The sequence below is a fragment of the Streptomyces sp. NPDC048172 genome (genome assembly GCF_043202595.1).
Classification (GTDB): Bacteria; Actinomycetota; Actinomycetes; order Streptomycetales; family Streptomycetaceae; genus Streptomyces.
The window spans coordinates 1381171-1396658 of the sequence record NZ_JBIDAT010000001.1; the positions used below are offsets into that span (position 1 = coordinate 1381171).

Genomic DNA, 15488 nt, shown 5'->3' on the forward strand with positions numbered 1-15488 from the left:
GTACCGGTGAGGGGGCGGGCCGGAGAGGCCCGCTCCCTCCTTACTTGTTCCAGCGCTTGTTCGTGTCGTTGACGCCCAGCTCCGCCGCCGTCAGGTCGACGCGGAGGGGGATGCCGGGGCGGCTGCCGACCTTGATGAGGAAGTTGCCGAGGCCGGGCGGGGTGGCGCGGCGGCCGTTGGCCGCGTCCCAGGCGGGGGGCGCCGACCAGTCGACCAGCAGGCGCTGCTCCGCCGCCGTCAGTTCGACGACCTGGCTGAGCTGCGGCATCTCGGCGGGCGGCAGGCCCGCGGAGAGCACCATGCCGGCCCGTTCCACGAAGCCTTTGGCCTTGGTGCGGTCCTCCTCCGCGGGGAGGGCCAGGAGGTCGTCGATGCTGTGGGTGATCATGGCCAGGCCCACTCCGCGCTGGCGGTCCAGGCGGGTCAGGGCGTTGACGCGGTCGACCAGGCCGCGGCCGGCCTGGAGGACCCGCCAGAGCTCGTCCATGACGAGGAAGTAGTTGCGCTGCGGCTCCAGCCCCGCGTCCGCGAGGGCGTGCGCGGCGGAGACCGCGCCGAAGCCGTAGGACCAGCAGGACAGCAGGGCCGCCGCCTGGAGCAGGGTCTCGCTGTCGTCGATGCCGCTGACGTCGAAGCAGACGGGACGGTCCAGCCGCATCGGCTCCGTCGTGGGGCGGGCGAAGGTGCCGCCGAGGCGGCCCTCGCTGAGCAGGGCGGTGAGCGAGGCCTCCAAGTTCTCGGTGATGTCCCGGTAGCGGGTCATGTCGCCGCGGTCCAGGGCGACCGAACGTACGGACTCCGGGGCGTCCTTGATGACCTGGACGAGGTCGCCGAGGACCGGGGCGTGGCGTGGGTCCGCGCCGTGGCGGTCGTCCAGGACGTTCAGCGCGGCCGAGAGGACGGTCTCCTCGCGGTCGGTCGGCGGTGCCGTGCGCAGGATGGTCACCAGCGCGGAGACCATGTGCAGACGGCGGCCGTGGATCTCGGCCAGCATCCTGGAGCGGGCGTCGCCGGTGAGGCGGGACGCGGCCTGGAGGGATTCGCCGGGGTCGAGGACGTTGAGGTTGCCGCGGCCCCGGCCCAGGCTGATGACCTGTCCGCCGATCGCCCTGATCAGGTCGGCGTAGTCGGGCTTGAGGTCGCCGAAGATCAGCGGGTGGACGCCGTAGCCGGACAGCCCCAGCGCCATGCGCCGTACGGCCGTCGACTTGCCGAGCCCCGGGCGGCCGAGGACGAACATGGAAGGGCTGGCCAGCAGCCCCGTACGCATGAACCACGACACGGGGTCGCAGCAGACCGTGGCCCCGGATTCGAGGTCGCGGCCGAGCGGGACCCCGACCATGGGGGTTCCGGCGCCCGCGCCGAACGGCCACAGGCCGCACACCTGCGCCGTGGTGCCGCGCCACTCGGGGGCGGGGTCGATGTAGCCGACCATGCCGCCGCCGGGGCCCGGCCTGCCCCGGGGCGTGGGACGCCTGGCGCGGGGGTCCTGCGACGGCCGTCGCCGCTGCTGCTGCTTCGTGCTCTTTGCCACGGGGGTCTCCTCTGTCGGTGTCGCGTCGCACACGGTCCGCGTCACATCGCGTCGCGCACGGTCTGCGGCAGGGCGGTGTGCAGGGGGAGGACCAGGCCCAGGGGGAGCGCCGCCGCGAAGGCCGCGGCCTGGGAGCCGTAGACGGGCCGTACGGCGATACGGGCGGCGGGCGCGAGGTTGTCCACGGCCGCGGCGGCCTCGGGCAGTTCGGCGGCGGAGTTGACGGTGGCGGTGACGAGCATGCCGAAGCGGATCACGCCGTGGCCGTGGGCCTGTTCCTCGGTGGTCCTGCGCGCGGCGATCACCTCGGCGTCGTCGCGGGCGTGGCCGATCTGCGACTGCTGGGCGCTGAACAGCGCGTTCTTGTAGTCCTGCTGGACGACCCGGGCGGCCTCGGCACGGGTGTGCGGGCGGTACAGGAGCGTGACGCGCTTGCGGGCGATGTCGGGACTGGGCTGTGCCAGGGCGGTCAGGACGTTGGAGAACACCTCGCCCTGCGGGGCCTCGGTCATGGCCCACGTCATGCTGAAGGCCCCGTCGTGCCGGTAGTGGTCCCACGCCTCCCGGGCGGCCATGGGCCCGGCCTGGCTCCAGGTCAGCCCGGTGCCGCCGGTGGCCCGCGCCTCCTCCACCAGGGGGGCCACGGTGGGGTCGTAGGCGAGGCGCACCGCCTCGGTCAGCTCGGTCGCGGTCATCGGTACGGCCGCGCCCGCGCCGGTCATGGAGAGCCCGGCGGTCAGGCCCGGCAGCCGGGTCCCGATGTGCAGGGCCATGTCCTCCGCGCTGCGGCGGGGCGTACCGGCGCGGGCGGCGCCCGAGTAGGTCAGCGCGATCCGCGTGGCGATCTGCGCCGACCCCGCCGGGTAGGTGGCCAGCACCTCGCGCAGCATCGCCGTGGCCAGCCCCGGGGAGTCGGGGGCGGAGTTGGCGTCGATCTCCTGCTGGAGCCGGACTCCGGTGTCGGGCGCCGTCTCCACGGTGACGCTCGCGGCGACCAGGTCGGGCTCCGAGCCCAGCGCGGACAGCCACTGGCCCCAGTGGGCCACCCAGCTGTCCACCTGCCGCTCCTCGACGAGGGCGGCCCCGTCCGGTTCGCAGGCGATCACGACGGTGTGGTGCCCGGTCGACGGGATCGTGATCAGGGCGAACGGGCGGGAGTAGCCGTCCTGCGCCTCCGTCAGCTTCGATCCGGCCGCCAGGCCCGGCAGTTCGCTGGTGCCGTGCCCGGAGCGGCCCATCGGGCCCGAGCGGTACTCGTGGTTGCCCGCCGAGGTGGTGCGCCACCAGGCCAGCCGTACGGCGCCGCGCTGCATCACCGTACGGCCGTGACGGTCCTTGAGGGCCAGCGGCGCCACGACGACGGCCAGCACCAGTGCCAGGCACAGCGCGGCCCACAGGGAGGCCAGCGTGGTCAGGACGACGGCGACCAGTCCGGCGAACAGCAGCAGCGTCGTCCCGAGGGACAGGCCGCGCAGGCCGGAGGTGCGGGGCTTGCGGAAGTTGCCGTAGGTACGGGGGGCGAGTTCTTCAGCGGCCACGGGGATTCTCCTGCGGGTCGTCGGGGTTCTGGCGCTCCGTCGTCGGCACGGGCCGGGGCACCGGCACCGGCGCAGCCGTGGGTTCTCGGTCCTCGGAGCGCCCGGCGGCGTCCTCCGGGTCCGGGGCGCCGGGGGCCGGGTGACGGGCACGCGCGGCCTGCGGCTTCCCGGCCGCCTTCTCGCCCCCCGGCGCCGGCCCCGGTCCGGGTGGCCCGTTCGTCCGTGCGCCGCTCGCGTCGCCGCTCCCGGCCGTCCGCGCGGTCGGGGAGCCGGGGCCGGACCGCGCCGTGGGCGGCCCTGTGAGCTCCGGGCGTACTGCGGCACCGGCCACCGACCGGCCGGTGGCCAGGCTGCGCAGGTGCGGCACGGGCAGCGCCCCGGTCGCCGCAGGGGCCGGTCCGTCCGCTCCGGCCGAGGAGCCGGCCGCGCGGCCGGAACGGGAGCCGGACACCGTCGCCTGCACGACGGGCGCGGCGAACCGCAGCAGCGCGGGCAGCGTGCAGCAGGCCAGGACGAGCAGCACGACCCCGGAGACCATGGAGACGACCTCGTCGTCCTGCTTCTGCCCGGCGATCGAGAACGCGGCGGCGTACACGACGGCGGCGGCCGGTTTGTACAGCACGAAGGCCAGCAGCCACCCCACGGACTTGCGGAACCAGACCCGGCCGCCGGGCGCGGTGCTCGCCGCCGCCGCCAGGGGGAGCGTGCCGGTGAGGATGACCAGCATGGCCATCCGCACGATCATCAGGGCGATCTGCGCCACGCTGCCGACGATCACGAGCACGGCCATCAGCAGCACGAGGAACGACGAGTCGCCGCCGCCCAGCGCCAGCATCGCCGAGGTGCGTTTCTCGAACTCGTCGACGCACTGCGCGACCGGTTCCCCGGTGGCGCTGATCTCCTGACAGCCGGTGGACCTGTCGATGATCCATACGCTGAACTTGTCGCCCGCCGACGTCAGCAGGCCGACGGTGGCGACTCCGGCGGAGGAGACGACCACCAGGTTGAGCAGCCCCTGCAGCGCCTGCCGGGCCGAGTCGCCGCGCCGCTGCCAGGCGAGCTGCCCGGCCGCGAGCAGCAGGCACAGCACGGCGGTGAACGAGGTCACCCACAGCGTGGAGCCCTGGAGGAACGCCACCGGACCGCTGTCGCCCGCCAGTTCGGGGGTGCCCAGGTCCATCCAGGCGCCGCCGAGCGACTTGACGGTCGTCGCCGCGCCCTGCGCCGCGCTCTCGGCGATGTCGTCGAACCCGCTGTCGCCGAGGTCTTCCGGGGAGGGCGAGGCCCCCGAGCCGTCGCCCACGCAGTAGCCGCCGACCGAGGGGGCCACCCAGCCGAAGTCGCAGCCGGCCATCACACGCCTCCCCACTCGGTGTATCCGGCCAGGGAGTCGACCGGTGCGGGGGCGGCGGGGTCGGCCGGGTACTCCAGCCGCCAGTCGCCGTCCCGCCACAGCATCGTCGTGGTGGCGGCCTGCATCCGGCCGTCGGAGAACCGCCATACGGTCTGGAGCACCGCGGTGGTGTCGTTGTAGGTGACGAACTTGAACCCGGCGAGCTGCCCGTGGGCTCCGCGCTCCGGGTCCCCCGAGCCCTTCTTCTCCGCCGCGGTCCGCTGGGCGATGTAGGGCTCGCGGCCCGCGCCGACGGTCTGGGTCCTGGTCACCAGACGCCAGTCGTCGGCGGCCAGGTAGCGCACGCTGATCTGGCTCGCCGCCAGCAGCGCCCCGACGGGCGTACGGGCGTAACAGCGCGCCACGTTCTTGTCGGCCACGGCCGGGCCCGCCTCCTCGGAGGACGGCAGGGCCACGCCGTCGTAGAGGGTCCACTTCACGTGCCGTGGGGCCGCGGCGGGCACCTCCCGCTCCTCGTCGGCCAGTCGGGGGCACGGTCCGTCGTCGTCGGGAGGGGGCGGCGCGGGTTCGCCGGTCGGCGCCGCGGCCGTGCGGGCGGCGGCGGGCGCGCCGTCCTTGCCGGAGCCGCCGTCCCCGCCCGAGCCGTCGGAGGCGAAGACGACCGCGCCGCCGACGACGGTCACGAAGCCGAGGAACGCCGCGGCGAGCACGAAGCCGTGGCGCAGCCACGGGCTGCGCGGCTCGTCGGCCGCGGTGCGGGTGCCAGGATCTGCCATGTCCGCCCCCTAGACGAGCGCGCCGACGATGCCCGAGGCGGCCCCGACGAGCAGGCACGCGCCCAGGACGAAGCCGAGCCCCCGGGCGTGCTCGCGCCCGCCTCCCCGGGAGTGGTCGAGGGCCATCCGCGCCGCGACGCCGAAGATGCCCGCGACGCACAGAGCCGTGACGGTCCACGCCACCCACCTGAGCACCTTCAGCAGGTCGTTGGAGCCGGGCGGCGCCTCCCCGCCGCCGACGTCGGGCACGCCCGAGGGCTGGGCGGAGGCCGCGACGAGGTGGGACGCGGTCTCGGGGACGGACGGGGGGACGGACGTGGGGACGGACTGGGAGGCGTCTGTCAGAGCGGCCAGGAGACTGGACAACTCGGGTCCCTTCTAGGCGGGTCGGGTGAGTCGGGTGAGGTCGCGCGCGAGCGACGCGCACGCCTTGGGCAGGTGCGGCTCGCCGAGCCGCCAGGGCTCCACCCACGGGATCTCCCACAGCCGCGGCACGGCCCCGGAGACCAGCCGCACCCGGTCGCGCAGGGCACGCGGGAGCCGGCCGGGGGCGTCGGCGACGACGACCAGGCCCAGCAGATCGACGCCGGTGACCATGCGTGAGGCCCACTGCTGCGCGGCGTTCTGCGCCGCGGCGAGACCGCGTGCGCTGGAGCGGGCCACCAGCACCACCGGCTGGGCCTCGGCGGCGGCCGGCCAGGCGCGCTCGGCGTCCCGGCCGCCCGGTACGGCCTCCTCCAGCGCGCTGACGCCCGCACCTCCGTGCGCGCCCAGCCACCACCAGGCCGGTCCCCGGCCGGGTCCCGCGCTGGCGACGGGCAACGCCCGTTCCGGGGGCGGGATTCCCGCGCCCTGAGGCTCCGTGGGGCCGGTGAGTCCGTCGGGCGGGTTCTGAACCGATTGCCTGGGTTTCCCGTTGGTGCCCCCTGGACTGTCTCGGTCCGGCGGCGCCAACCAGGGATTGACGACCGGCACATCCCCCGACATGGCATCTCCTTCGACCGCTGACAAGACGAGCCGATAGTACACATAAAGTGTCAAAAGGCAATATAAGCCGCATAGTTGGGCTTGCCTCATCAAACGTGTCTAAAGGTGCAAATTGCCCATGTCGCACTACGAGCACTTCTGGGGGTTCAGATGAGGGGTCATCCCGGCCGGGCGGGTCCGAGCCTGCTGGTCGTCATGGCGTCCGCGGTGGGGCTGATCGGCACGATGGTCGGCCTGTCGGTGGTCGGCGGCGCGGAGCAGGACGGCGCGGGCCAGAGCAGCGAACACGACATCGTGACCGCGGGGTTCGCCACCGAACTGAAGCCTGGGCGCGTGCCCTCCGAGTACGTTCCGTGGCTCAAGCGCGCCGGTGCGGTCTGCCCGGAGGTCAGCGCCCCGCTGCTGGCCGTGCAGATCGAGGCCGAGTCCGGCTGGAACCCCGACGCCGAGAGCCCGGTGGGCGCCCAGGGGCTGAGCCAGTTCATGCCGGGGACCTGGAAGACCTGGGGCGTGGACGCGGCGGGGAAGGGCGACGACGCCGAACCGGACGGCAAGGCCGACCCGTTCACCCCGGGCGACGCCATCATGACGCAGGCCCGCTACGACTGCTGGCTCGCGGACAAGGTCAAGGAGATGGGCGCCGACGGCGACGTCACCCGGCTGCTGCTCGCCGCCTACAACGCGGGCCCGCAGGCGGTCGACGACTACGACGGCGTGCCCCCGTACCCGGAGACGCAGAACTACGTCAACCGGATCATCACGGCCCTGCCCCAGTACACGGGCGGCGAGGAGTCCGAGTCCGGCGGCGCGTTCGGGGACCGGGTCGTGGCGAGCGCCAAGAAGTGGCTGGGCACCCCGTACTCGTGGGGCGGCGGCGGCCCCGAGGGCCCCGGACGCGGCTTCGCCCAGGGCAGCGGCACGGTGGGCTTCGACTGCTCCAGCCTGGTGCAGTACGCCGTCTACCACGCCAGCGGCGGCGAGACCCTGCCGCCTCGTGTCTCCCAGCTCCAGGTCACCTCGGGGAAGCCGGTCTCCCGCGACGAGATGCGGCCCGGGGACGTGATCGGGTTCCAGCTCGGCAGCAGCTTCGACCACATCGGCATCTACCTCGGCGAGGGCCAGTTCATCCACGCGCCGAGCACCGGCGACGTCGTCAAGATCAGCAGCCTTGACGAGCCCTACTACGCCGACAAGCCCCAGGAAGTGAGGAGGTTCGGTTGATCACGCGCAGGCCGCGAGGCGCCACGGCCCTCGCGGCGACGCTGCTCACGCTCGCCCTGGCCGCAACGGGCTGCGGCGCGGACGGCGGAGGTGGAGGCGACGGGGGTGACGGAGGTGACGGCGGAGGCGGCACCGGCGGCGGCAAGGCGCGCACCGCGCCCTCGACGCCCCCGGCCACCGGCAACGGCCCCTACCCGAGCCCGTCCGACTCGGCCACCACCCCGGCCGGAACCCCGGGGCCCGGCGGGCCGAGGCCCACCGGAACGCCCAAGGGCGGCACGGCCCGCCCGGGCGACGTGGAACAGACCGACGCCGACGAGATGAGCCGGGGCGCGCTCAAGGCGCTGTGGACGTTCGACACCACCGTCGACCGCCGCCCCCAGGACGCCGAGCTGCGGACGGCCGAGGCGGGCTGGCTCACCGGCGCCTACGCGGACCGGCTGCGCGCGCACCGCTCCCGTCCGGTGCCCGGCGCCCAGTGGCAGCAGTGGGACGACCACCGCGCGTACACCACCGTCGGGCTGAAACAGACGCAGGACGCCGCCAAACCGCCCGACACGGAAACCGAGGCGTGGCGGCAGTGGACCGTCACCGCCACCCCGACGGGGCGCGACCGATGGCGGGGCGACCCCGTCACGGTGACCGCGTACGTCCAGCTCACCCGCTCGGCGCCCGGCAAGCCGTGGCGCGTCGCCGGAATCACCGTCCCGTAGTCCGGAGGACCCTCATGCCCTCTGCGCACGACCGCGCGCACGAGCACGCCGATGTGCCCACCTGGCCGCTCTACGACCTCACCGTGCACGAGGACGGGCGGATCGTGGTGTCCGGCCCGCTGATCCCCCAGGCCGGACACCCCACCCGCGCCGCCGCCGTGGACACCGTGGCCGGTGCCGCCGCCAGGCTCGGCCGTCCGGTACGGGCCACTGCCGTCGAACCGGACGGCAACGTATGGCAGTTGATCATCACGCCCGACGGCGAGGTGCGCGAGGCGTCGGCGCCAGTGCCAGTGCCAGTGCCAGCGCCAGTGCCAGCGCCGAAGAAGAGTCAGGGGAAAGGCGGCGTAAGGGAAGAGCCCGAACCGTTCGAGGCGCAACTGAAGCAGGTGGAGGAGCAGTTGGCGGCGGGCCGCGCCGAGCGGGCGGCGGAGCTGGCCGCGGGGCTCGACGAGCGGGCGGCGGGCGTCCTCGGGCTGTCCCACCCCGACGCGCTGCGCATCCGCGAGGTCTGCGCCGACGCCGCCGCCGCGGCGGGAGACGTGATCGGCGGAATCCGGCTGTACCGTGACGTGGCCGAGCGCTGGTACTACCGGGGAGACGGCGAGCGGGCCGAAGAGGTGGCGCGCCGCGCCGAGGCGCTGTGGAAGCGGATCAGCCGCGTGGACCTGGCGCTGTCCGCCGGGGTCGCCGTGATCCGGATGCGCAATCAGCTCCCGGGAAGATCAGGCGAAGCGCTGGCCATGGTCCTGGAGCACTGGGCGTGGCTGGAGTCGCGGGCGAGTGCCGCGAGCGAGCCGGACAGGGCCGCGCGGGGCGTCGCAGAGGTGCCCGCGCCGCCGCAGGAGCCGCGTCCCCTGTCGACCTGGGAACGGCCCGCTGTGCACGCCGTGAAGTCCGAAGTCTGAACGGTGATGACGCAGCAGCCGGGCCCCCAGGGCGCCTCTTCCGGGCCGCCCTTCGGCTGCGCGTCTCACGCCGCGGAGGGGTGCTGTCCCGCGGAGTCGCGGCCGGCCGCGTCGTTCGCGCCGACCGCGCCGTTCGCGCCGTTCGCGCCCGGGACGGCACCGGCACCCATGGTGAGGCGCAGCGCCCGTACCGCGTGGTGCACGCGCGACTTGACGGTGCCGGGCGGAATGCCGAGCACCTCTCCGGCCTCGCGCATCGATCTCCCGGAGAAGAAGGTCTCGTACAGCGCTTCCCGGTGGTTGGCCGACAGATGCTGGAACGCCTCCTTGAGCACCATCGAGGAGAGCAGCCAGTCCACTTCGTCCGGGCTCGTCAGCAGGTCGTCCAGCCAGGCGTTGCCGTCGACCTCCTGCGGACGCGACATCCGCAGCCGGTAGTCGTCGACGACGAGATTCCGCGCCACCCGGAACAGCCACGGCCGCAGGGGCCGGCCGGAGGCCAGGTCCTGGGTGCGCCAGCAGCGCAGCAGCGCCTCCTGCACCACGTCCTCCGCTCTGTAGCGATCACCTCCCAGCAGCCGCACGACGTAGGAGTACAGCGGCCCCGCCTGTTCTTCATAGAGCTTGCGTATCGCGCGTTCCCGATTGCTCATCGCTCCACAGGAGCCCATCACGGTCCAGCTCACGATCCGTTCCCTCGTTCCATGACCTCGTGCGAGTCAGGTCCGGGACCCGGCGGGCCCGGATACGGGGAGTGTCACGAGAGGGGCTCCACATGCCATTGATGTGGGATTGACGAATGGTGCGTGGGATTGACGGACCGGAGGGAAGCCGTCCGGAGACGAGGCGAGGAGAGGGAACCGGAGGTACCTGTTCCGCGCCAGCCGCTCACCGCTGACGTGCGATTTCCTTCTCCCGGCCGCCGGTCTCCGGGTCGGCGCCGCCGGTGTTGAAGGCGTGTATACGACGGATGATCCGGTTCACCAGGTCGGTGTCCACCGCACCGCCGCTGCCCTGCCGGGACCATACGGCGAGCAGGGCGCGGCCGTGCTTGACGGACGCGGGCACGTCCTGGATCAGCGACCAGGCGGCGGCGGCCCGCGTCAGATCCTCGTGCGCGCGGGGGTCCCCCTGGGCGTGGCGCAACTGGGCGAGTTCGAGGCACAGGGCGGCCGCGCCGGGGAAGTTGCCGCACCGGTATGTCGCGAACGCCTCCAGTTCGAGCGCTTCGAGCGCGAAGGGGTGCTCGGCACCGAAGCGCCGCCTGGCGTGCTCCCGCAGCCGGAAGGCGAGCGCCGTCGCCCGTTCCGGCGCCCCGGTGTCGAGGGCGCGGTGAATGCCCGTGACGAGCGCGGCCAGTTCGTCGGGCACCGGCGGGGACGAGCCCGGAGTGGTCTGTCCTGCGGTGTCGGCGCCGGTGTCGGCGCCGGGCGTGGTGGTGGGGGGTCTGTCGGCCCCGTACACGGGCAGGACCTCGGTGACCGCTTCGGTGTCGGCCTCGGGTTCGGGCTCGGGTTCGGGCTCGGGTTCGGGCTCGGGGTCGGGTTCGGCCTCGGGCTCGCGCTCGGGTTCGGCATCGAGTTCGGGCCAGGGTTCGGGCTCGACCTCGACCTCAGCCTCGGGCTCGACCGGGGGCAGGACCTCGGTGAAGCCTCCGTCCGGGTCCTCCACCAGCCTGCTCGAACCGTCGGGGCCGACCTCGATGTGTGTGGCGTACTCCTCCTGTTCGTCGATGATCACCACCCCGACCGGTTCGCCCTGGGCCCGCGCCACGTGCTGCATCGCGTCGAGGACGGCGACGTGCACCGGCTCGCCGTCCGGCACGGGGAAGTCCTCGCCGCCGACCGCCACCCGGCCGTCGCGGCCGATGACCACGTCCCAGACGGCCGGGGGCGGCGCCGCGCCCTGGGGTTCTTGCGCTTTCCCGCGTTGTCCGGACTTCTTCTTGAACATCTGAGCCCTCCTTCGCCTCTCCCGGTCACTGCCCGTCGTCGGGCTTGGGGGAGGGGCCGGTGTTCGTGGGAGCGGGGCTGGTTTCCACGGGGGTGGGCGTGGGATACGGCTTGTCATCGGGGACCTTGATGACCCCCGCGTACAGCGAGAACCAGGTGCGGACCGAGGCCACATACGTCTTCGCGTCCTCGTCCTTCGGCACGCCGTTCGCCTTTTCGACCGCTTCGATGCCCAGGCGATAAGCGGACAGAGTCATGTCCAGGCGTTCCGGGTCGTCCACCTCTACTTTCTTGCCTTCCTTGTCCCGCTTGTTCTCGGCGATTTCGTCGACGTCCTCCGCCAGTGAGCACATGTATCTGGCCTGTGCCATGATCGAGTCCTCGGCGTCCAGGGCCGAGGTCTCGCCGTTGTCGTCGTCGTCCTCGCCGAACTCCTCGAACTTGTCCGGGGGCAGCTGGGAAATCCCCTCGGCCCCGTCGGGGCCGACCTGCTTCTCCTTGAAGCCGGACGCCTGGTGGATCTGTGCGGCAATGACGATCGGCCCGATCTGGGGGCACTCTTTTCCGGCGTTCTTGATGGCGTCGACGTAGTCCGGGGGCACGGCCTTCTTGTTCAAGTCGCCCTTTCCGTCCCCGTTGAACGCCTCGGCGAGCTTGTCACCGTCGTCCTTGTTGAAGAACTTGTCCATGTCGGGGGTACTGCAGAGGCCCAGCTCGCACACGATCTTCAGCGGCAGAAGGATGGTGTTGGAGAGGACGATCATGATCCCTCCGAACACCAGGATCACCGCGAAGAGCGGGAGGAGACACCCCACGAGAGTCAGTCCCCCCGCCGTACCGGCGACCGCGACCGTGGTGTTCTTCCCTTCCTCGTTGTCCTCGGACATGCCTGGTCACACCCCTTACGTTCGCCTGCTCGACGTGGGGCCTGACGTGTTCTGAACCAGGTCACCCGTTTTCCCGTAGTGGCTGCCCGACGGATCACCGCGGGCCCGTACGCCGTAACGGACACGGCGGCCGCTCAGTTCAATGCGGGTTCCGGGGCCGTCGCCGTAGTCGGAACTGTGAGAAGGGGGGAAGTATGGCTGTCCCACCGGCGGCGTCCGCCGGTCCGCAGATGTGGGTCCGCGGGCCGTCCGCCGAGCAGGCCGCCGCCCCGGCGCCGACCGCGTCCCGGCCGCCCGCTCCGCGACCCACGCGACCCACGCGACCCGCTCCCGCCTCTCCGTCGGCGGGCGCCACACGCTCGCCGCACCGGGGAGAGCGGGTCGCGTGGGTCAACGCGCACGGCGGCGGCGGGGCCAGCACGCTCTCCCGGGTGCTGGGCGGCGCCGACCTGGGCCGCCGGTGGCCCGAACCGGCCCAGGGCGAGCCGGGCGGCGTCCTGCTCGTCGCCCGCACTCATGCCGGGGGCGTCCGGGCGGCCTCGCAGGCACTGAACGAGCTGCGGACGGGGAACCACCCCGCGGGGGTGCACCTCCTCGCCGTCGTGCTGGTCGCCGACGCTCCGGGACGGCTGCCCGGGCCACTCGGGAAACGCGTGCGCGTCCTGCGGTCGGCGGCCGAGGTCCACCGCGTGCCGTGGATCCCCGCGTGGCGCCTCGGCGAAGAGGCCGAGTCGTTGCCGAGGGCGGTACGCGCACTCGCGGACCTTGCCTCGGCGCCGCCAGGAGGGGCGGTGGGGCGATGACTTGGCTCCCCGAGGACGACTGCCCGCCCCCGTCATCGAAAGAAGACATCGGGCCTTGCAAGACCTTCGATCCCACCGAGGCGAACGAGATCCTCAGCATCATCGCCTGGTGCGTGACGGCGGCGGCCGTGGCCGGCCTGATCGTCATCGGCATCAACATGGCCCTGCAGGTGCGCAACGGTGAAATGGGCGAAGGGGCGACCCACTTCCGGGGCGTGGTCATCGTCGCGACCTCCTGCGTTCTCTGCGCCACCGCGGGGCCGCTCGTCGAATTCGTGATCAGCCCATATCTCTGATGGTTGCTTCTCTTTCATCCGACTGGCCAGCAAGAACACGGAGAACTCCATGAAGCATGTACTGAACTCGCTCTATCTCAGGGTCCAGGCGGGAGCGGAGCCCCAGCAGAATCAGCCGCCGAAACCGGGCCGGTCGGCGCCCGGAGAACTGAGCAAGGCGGTCGACACGATTCTGTCGCTGGCCAGTTGGCTGGGTACCGCCGCCGGTGTGGCCGGTGTCATCTTCGTCGGCGCGAAGATGGCGGTTTCCATGAAACAAGGACAGGGATCCGACGATCTCCCCCGCCTGGGGATGGTGATGGGGGGCTGCATTCTCGTCGCCACCGCGGGCCCCGTTGTCACCTGGTTCTTCAATCTCAACGGATAGTCCGGGGGAGAGGTCGCTGACATGTTCGGCATGAGGCGCAGCAAGGACCCGCCCGCAGGGCCGTTCTACAAACAACGCAGTTGGATCGGCTCAGCGCTCTTCCTGGGATTCTTCCTGGCCATGTTGCCGGTGACCCTCTTGGTCGGTACCGATGTCAAGGGTGCCTCGGACAGCAGCCGGGAGATTCTCTCCGGAGTCAGGGGTCCTCTGTCGCCCGGCGACCCGCTGCACGTCCGGGGTGGCCCGGACGGCAGGCCGGAGAACTGCCGTACCGACGATCGGGACAAGGCACAGCCGGCCACGGCACCGAAGGACGTGCGCTGGCGGAAGCGTGGCGAGTACATGGTGCCCCTCTCGCGGACGGCCGGACCGCTGCGCACCGATGACGCCGACATGTGGTGGTGCTTCGCTCGCACACCTATCGGGGCCGTGCTGGCCGCTCACTCCATACCCGTCCAACTGAGCGGCCGGCACTGGCGTACGGCTGCGGAGCAGCAGGTCGTGCCCGGCGAGAAACGTGACTTGTTCATCAACAGCAGAGCTGGCGCGGGCACAACTGACTCCACAGAGAGCGGGCGGTTCGTGGGTTTCGCCCTGGACTCCTACTCGGACCGTGCCGCGACCGTACGGCTGCTGCTCACCAATCCCGCCGGCGGCTATCTGGCGACGTCGACATCCGTGCACTGGCGTGACGGCGACTGGAAGGTCGTCCTGCAGGGGGACGGGTCCCTCTACTCCCCGGCGAAGCAGGGAAAGCCGGACGGGTTCGTCATTTGGGGAGCTCCGCATGATGGCTGAAGGCGAGGAAATGTAATGGCAGCAGGTCCGTGTTTGGCGGTCCCGGACATCGGAAGACTGTTCACCGACCCCATCGGCATGATGGTGAAGATGCTGGCCCAGCTCCTCATCAATGCCGCCTTCGCAGTCTTGACCGCCGCATCGCGCATCGGGTCGAAGAACGATGACGTGTCCACCCTGATCTCAGGGGAGGTCCGGTGGATCGTCGTCTATCTTTCCGTCGGCTCGATCCTCTTCGCGGCGGCCAAGATGGCCCTGGACCGCCGCGCTGAATCGGGCACGACCATGCTGAAGGGCGTGCTGCGCCTCATCCTGGTCAGCACCGCGGCGAACACCGTGATCGGCCTGTTCGTCGTCCTCATGGACCGCTACACCGTGCATCTGCTTCGGCGGGCGCTTTACACCCTTCGCAGACACATGGATTGCAGCGGAATCGGTTCGGACATGCTGCTGTTGGTCATCGGGGTGTTCCTGCTCATCTCCGCGATCATCTATGCGGTGCTGATGTGGGTCCGGCTCGGCGTGATGATCCTTCTGATGGGGACGCTCCCGCTGGCGGCCTCCGCGTCCATGACGGACTGGGGCATCACGTGGTGGCGAAAACACATCGGCTGGCTGGTCGCCTGGCTGCTGTACAGGCCCACGGTCGGGCTCGTGCTGTGGTCGGGCGCGCAGATGATCATCATCACGAAGGACGGCAACCCAGCGGGAGGGGACGCCGGAAAGATCGATACGCATATCGCGGGAATGGCCACGCTGCTGATTTCGGCCATCGCCCTGCCGGCGCTCATGCGGATCATCGTCCCGGCGACAGAGGCCCTTGGCAGCTCCGACGCGGTGGGCTCGGCCACCACGGGTGCCATCGGCGGTGTCGCCTCCGGCGCGAAGGCACTGGGTGGATCGGTCCTCAACGCCGCAAGCAGTGGCGGACAAGGCTCAAACAATAGCCAAGGACCGTCCGGCTCTTCGAATTCCTCGGGCTCCTCCGGCTCGTCGGGCTCTTCGGGGGACAAGGGAGACAAGGGTGACGGCGGAGCCCAGGGCAAGCGGGGCGGACCAGGCCGGCCGGGCTCCACGGACGGCGGCGGTGCCCCGGTCCCGGGCGGCGGTTCGTCCTCGGGCGGCTCCTCCAAGCTCGCCGCCGCCAGGGCACATCCCGCCATGGGTGTCGCGCTCACAGCGGCGCAGGTGGCCGCCAAGACCGCGAAGGGAACGGCCAAGGGAGCCCTCAAGGTCGCCCAGAGCGGCGTGGACGGCGCCAATCCGAACCACATGAACAACGACAACAACAGCCAGGGCGGGAACAGATGACCTCCGCCACCTCGGTGTGCGACCGCTCTTCGCGCACCCTGCC

Annotated in this window: 17 protein-coding genes; 8 read left to right on the top strand and 9 right to left on the bottom strand. The window is 71.9% G+C overall.

Features of this window, described 5'->3' with window-relative positions; genetic code table 11:
* Positions 1-40 precede the first annotated feature (40 nt).
* From ACGF3A_RS06360 to ACGF3A_RS06385, 6 genes are read right to left on the bottom strand one after another with little or no spacing between them, the layout of a single operon-like run.
* Positions 41-1534 carry an ATP/GTP-binding protein gene (locus ACGF3A_RS06360; RefSeq protein ID WP_393726318.1) on the bottom strand — a complete coding sequence of 498 codons (1494 nt, stop codon included), beginning with the start codon at positions 1532-1534 and terminating at the stop codon, positions 41-43.
* A 41-nt stretch (positions 1535-1575) separates the two neighbouring features.
* Positions 1576-3072, bottom strand: coding sequence for an SCO6880 family protein (locus ACGF3A_RS06365; RefSeq protein WP_393726320.1), 1497 nt, complete (start codon positions 3070-3072; stop codon positions 1576-1578).
* Complete coding sequence (locus tag ACGF3A_RS06370; RefSeq protein ID WP_393726322.1) at positions 3062-4426, bottom strand: hypothetical protein; 1365 nt, start codon at positions 4424-4426, stop codon at positions 3062-3064. Before ACGF3A_RS06370 ends, ACGF3A_RS06365 begins: the two co-directional genes overlap by 11 nt.
* Positions 4426-5202: a hypothetical protein gene (locus ACGF3A_RS06375; RefSeq protein ID WP_393726324.1), complete on the bottom strand. Its 777-nt coding sequence runs from the start codon at positions 5200-5202 to the stop codon at positions 4426-4428. Before ACGF3A_RS06375 ends, ACGF3A_RS06370 begins: the two co-directional genes overlap by 1 nt.
* Before the next feature lie 9 nt (positions 5203-5211).
* The gene (locus ACGF3A_RS06380; protein ID WP_393726326.1) at positions 5212-5568 is read right to left on the bottom strand and encodes a hypothetical protein; all 357 of its coding nucleotides are present in this window, start codon (positions 5566-5568) and stop codon (positions 5212-5214) included.
* A gap of 12 nt (positions 5569-5580) precedes the next feature.
* Complete coding sequence (locus tag ACGF3A_RS06385; RefSeq protein ID WP_393726328.1) at positions 5581-6024, bottom strand: DUF6668 family protein; 444 nt, start codon at positions 6022-6024, stop codon at positions 5581-5583.
* Positions 6025-6384: 360 nt separating this feature from the next.
* On the opposite strand from ACGF3A_RS06385, the gene ACGF3A_RS06390 reads away from it, so the two are divergent.
* Genes ACGF3A_RS06390 through ACGF3A_RS06400 form a run of 3 tightly spaced genes read left to right on the top strand, consistent with a single transcriptional unit; the run spans position 6385 to position 9031 of the window.
* Complete coding sequence (locus tag ACGF3A_RS06390; RefSeq protein ID WP_393726329.1) at positions 6385-7410, top strand: NlpC/P60 family protein; 1026 nt, start codon at positions 6385-6387, stop codon at positions 7408-7410.
* The gene (locus tag ACGF3A_RS06395) at positions 7407-8123 is read left to right on the top strand and encodes a hypothetical protein (RefSeq protein WP_393726330.1); all 717 of its coding nucleotides are present in this window, start codon (positions 7407-7409) and stop codon (positions 8121-8123) included. The genes ACGF3A_RS06390 and ACGF3A_RS06395 overlap by 4 nt, the downstream gene beginning before the upstream one ends.
* Before the next feature lie 14 nt (positions 8124-8137).
* Positions 8138-9031, top strand: coding sequence for a hypothetical protein (locus ACGF3A_RS06400; RefSeq protein WP_393726331.1), 894 nt, complete (start codon positions 8138-8140; stop codon positions 9029-9031).
* Between the two features lie 65 nt (positions 9032-9096).
* Here ACGF3A_RS06400 and ACGF3A_RS06405 read toward each other — a convergent pair whose 3' ends face one another.
* The 3 genes from ACGF3A_RS06405 to ACGF3A_RS06415 form a co-directional block, all read right to left on the bottom strand.
* Positions 9097-9684, bottom strand: a complete 588-nt coding sequence (locus ACGF3A_RS06405; protein ID WP_393726333.1) for a sigma-70 family RNA polymerase sigma factor — start codon at positions 9682-9684, stop codon at positions 9097-9099.
* Positions 9685-9919: 235 nt separating this feature from the next.
* A complete protein-coding gene (locus ACGF3A_RS06410) occupies positions 9920-10984 on the bottom strand; it encodes a hypothetical protein (RefSeq protein ID WP_393726335.1) in 1065 nt (354 codons plus the stop codon).
* A 25-nt stretch (positions 10985-11009) separates the two neighbouring features.
* Positions 11010-11870: a transglycosylase SLT domain-containing protein gene (locus ACGF3A_RS06415; RefSeq protein ID WP_393726337.1), complete on the bottom strand. Its 861-nt coding sequence runs from the start codon at positions 11868-11870 to the stop codon at positions 11010-11012.
* A 194-nt stretch (positions 11871-12064) separates the two neighbouring features.
* Between ACGF3A_RS06415 and ACGF3A_RS06420 the strand changes: the two genes are divergently transcribed.
* The 5 genes from ACGF3A_RS06420 to ACGF3A_RS06440 are packed head-to-tail and all read left to right on the top strand — an operon-like array spanning position 12065 to position 15445.
* The gene (locus ACGF3A_RS06420) at positions 12065-12673 is read left to right on the top strand and encodes a hypothetical protein (RefSeq protein ID WP_393726339.1); all 609 of its coding nucleotides are present in this window, start codon (positions 12065-12067) and stop codon (positions 12671-12673) included.
* The gene (locus ACGF3A_RS06425) at positions 12670-12969 is read left to right on the top strand and encodes a hypothetical protein (protein WP_393726341.1); all 300 of its coding nucleotides are present in this window, start codon (positions 12670-12672) and stop codon (positions 12967-12969) included. Before ACGF3A_RS06420 ends, ACGF3A_RS06425 begins: the two co-directional genes overlap by 4 nt.
* A 49-nt stretch (positions 12970-13018) precedes the next feature.
* The gene (locus ACGF3A_RS06430) at positions 13019-13336 is read left to right on the top strand and encodes a hypothetical protein (protein ID WP_393726343.1); all 318 of its coding nucleotides are present in this window, start codon (positions 13019-13021) and stop codon (positions 13334-13336) included.
* Positions 13337-13357: 21 nt separating this feature from the next.
* Positions 13358-14134 carry a hypothetical protein gene (locus ACGF3A_RS06435; RefSeq protein ID WP_393726345.1) on the top strand — a complete coding sequence of 259 codons (777 nt, stop codon included), beginning with the start codon at positions 13358-13360 and terminating at the stop codon, positions 14132-14134.
* Positions 14135-14149: 15 nt separating this feature from the next.
* Positions 14150-15445, top strand: coding sequence for a hypothetical protein (locus ACGF3A_RS06440; protein WP_393726346.1), 1296 nt, complete (start codon positions 14150-14152; stop codon positions 15443-15445).
* The last annotated feature ends 43 nt before the right edge of the window (positions 15446-15488 follow it).

Excerpts from the sequence above, each read along its gene's own strand:
- ACGF3A_RS06420 (WP_393726339.1), top strand. The coding sequence starts at position 12,065 with ATGGCTGTCCCACCGGCGGCGTCCGCCGGTCCGCAGATGTGGGTCCGC.
- ACGF3A_RS06435 (WP_393726345.1), top strand. The coding sequence starts at position 13,358 with ATGTTCGGCATGAGGCGCAGCAAGGACCCGCCCGCAGGGCCGTTCTAC.
- ACGF3A_RS06405 (WP_393726333.1), bottom strand. The coding sequence starts at position 9,684 with ATGAGCAATCGGGAACGCGCGATACGCAAGCTCTATGAAGAACAGGCG.
- ACGF3A_RS06410 (WP_393726335.1), bottom strand. The coding sequence starts at position 10,984 with ATGTTCAAGAAGAAGTCCGGACAACGCGGGAAAGCGCAAGAACCCCAG.
- ACGF3A_RS06425 (WP_393726341.1), top strand. The coding sequence starts at position 12,670 with ATGACTTGGCTCCCCGAGGACGACTGCCCGCCCCCGTCATCGAAAGAA.
- ACGF3A_RS06415 (WP_393726337.1), bottom strand. The coding sequence starts at position 11,870 with ATGTCCGAGGACAACGAGGAAGGGAAGAACACCACGGTCGCGGTCGCC.
- ACGF3A_RS06390 (WP_393726329.1), top strand. The coding sequence starts at position 6,385 with ATGGCGTCCGCGGTGGGGCTGATCGGCACGATGGTCGGCCTGTCGGTG.
- ACGF3A_RS06430 (WP_393726343.1), top strand. The coding sequence starts at position 13,019 with ATGAAGCATGTACTGAACTCGCTCTATCTCAGGGTCCAGGCGGGAGCG.
- ACGF3A_RS06375 (WP_393726324.1), bottom strand. The coding sequence starts at position 5,202 with ATGGCAGATCCTGGCACCCGCACCGCGGCCGACGAGCCGCGCAGCCCG.
- ACGF3A_RS06370 (WP_393726322.1), bottom strand. The coding sequence starts at position 4,426 with ATGGCCGGCTGCGACTTCGGCTGGGTGGCCCCCTCGGTCGGCGGCTAC.
- ACGF3A_RS06440 (WP_393726346.1), top strand. The coding sequence starts at position 14,150 with ATGGCAGCAGGTCCGTGTTTGGCGGTCCCGGACATCGGAAGACTGTTC.
- ACGF3A_RS06400 (WP_393726331.1), top strand. The coding sequence starts at position 8,138 with ATGCCCTCTGCGCACGACCGCGCGCACGAGCACGCCGATGTGCCCACC.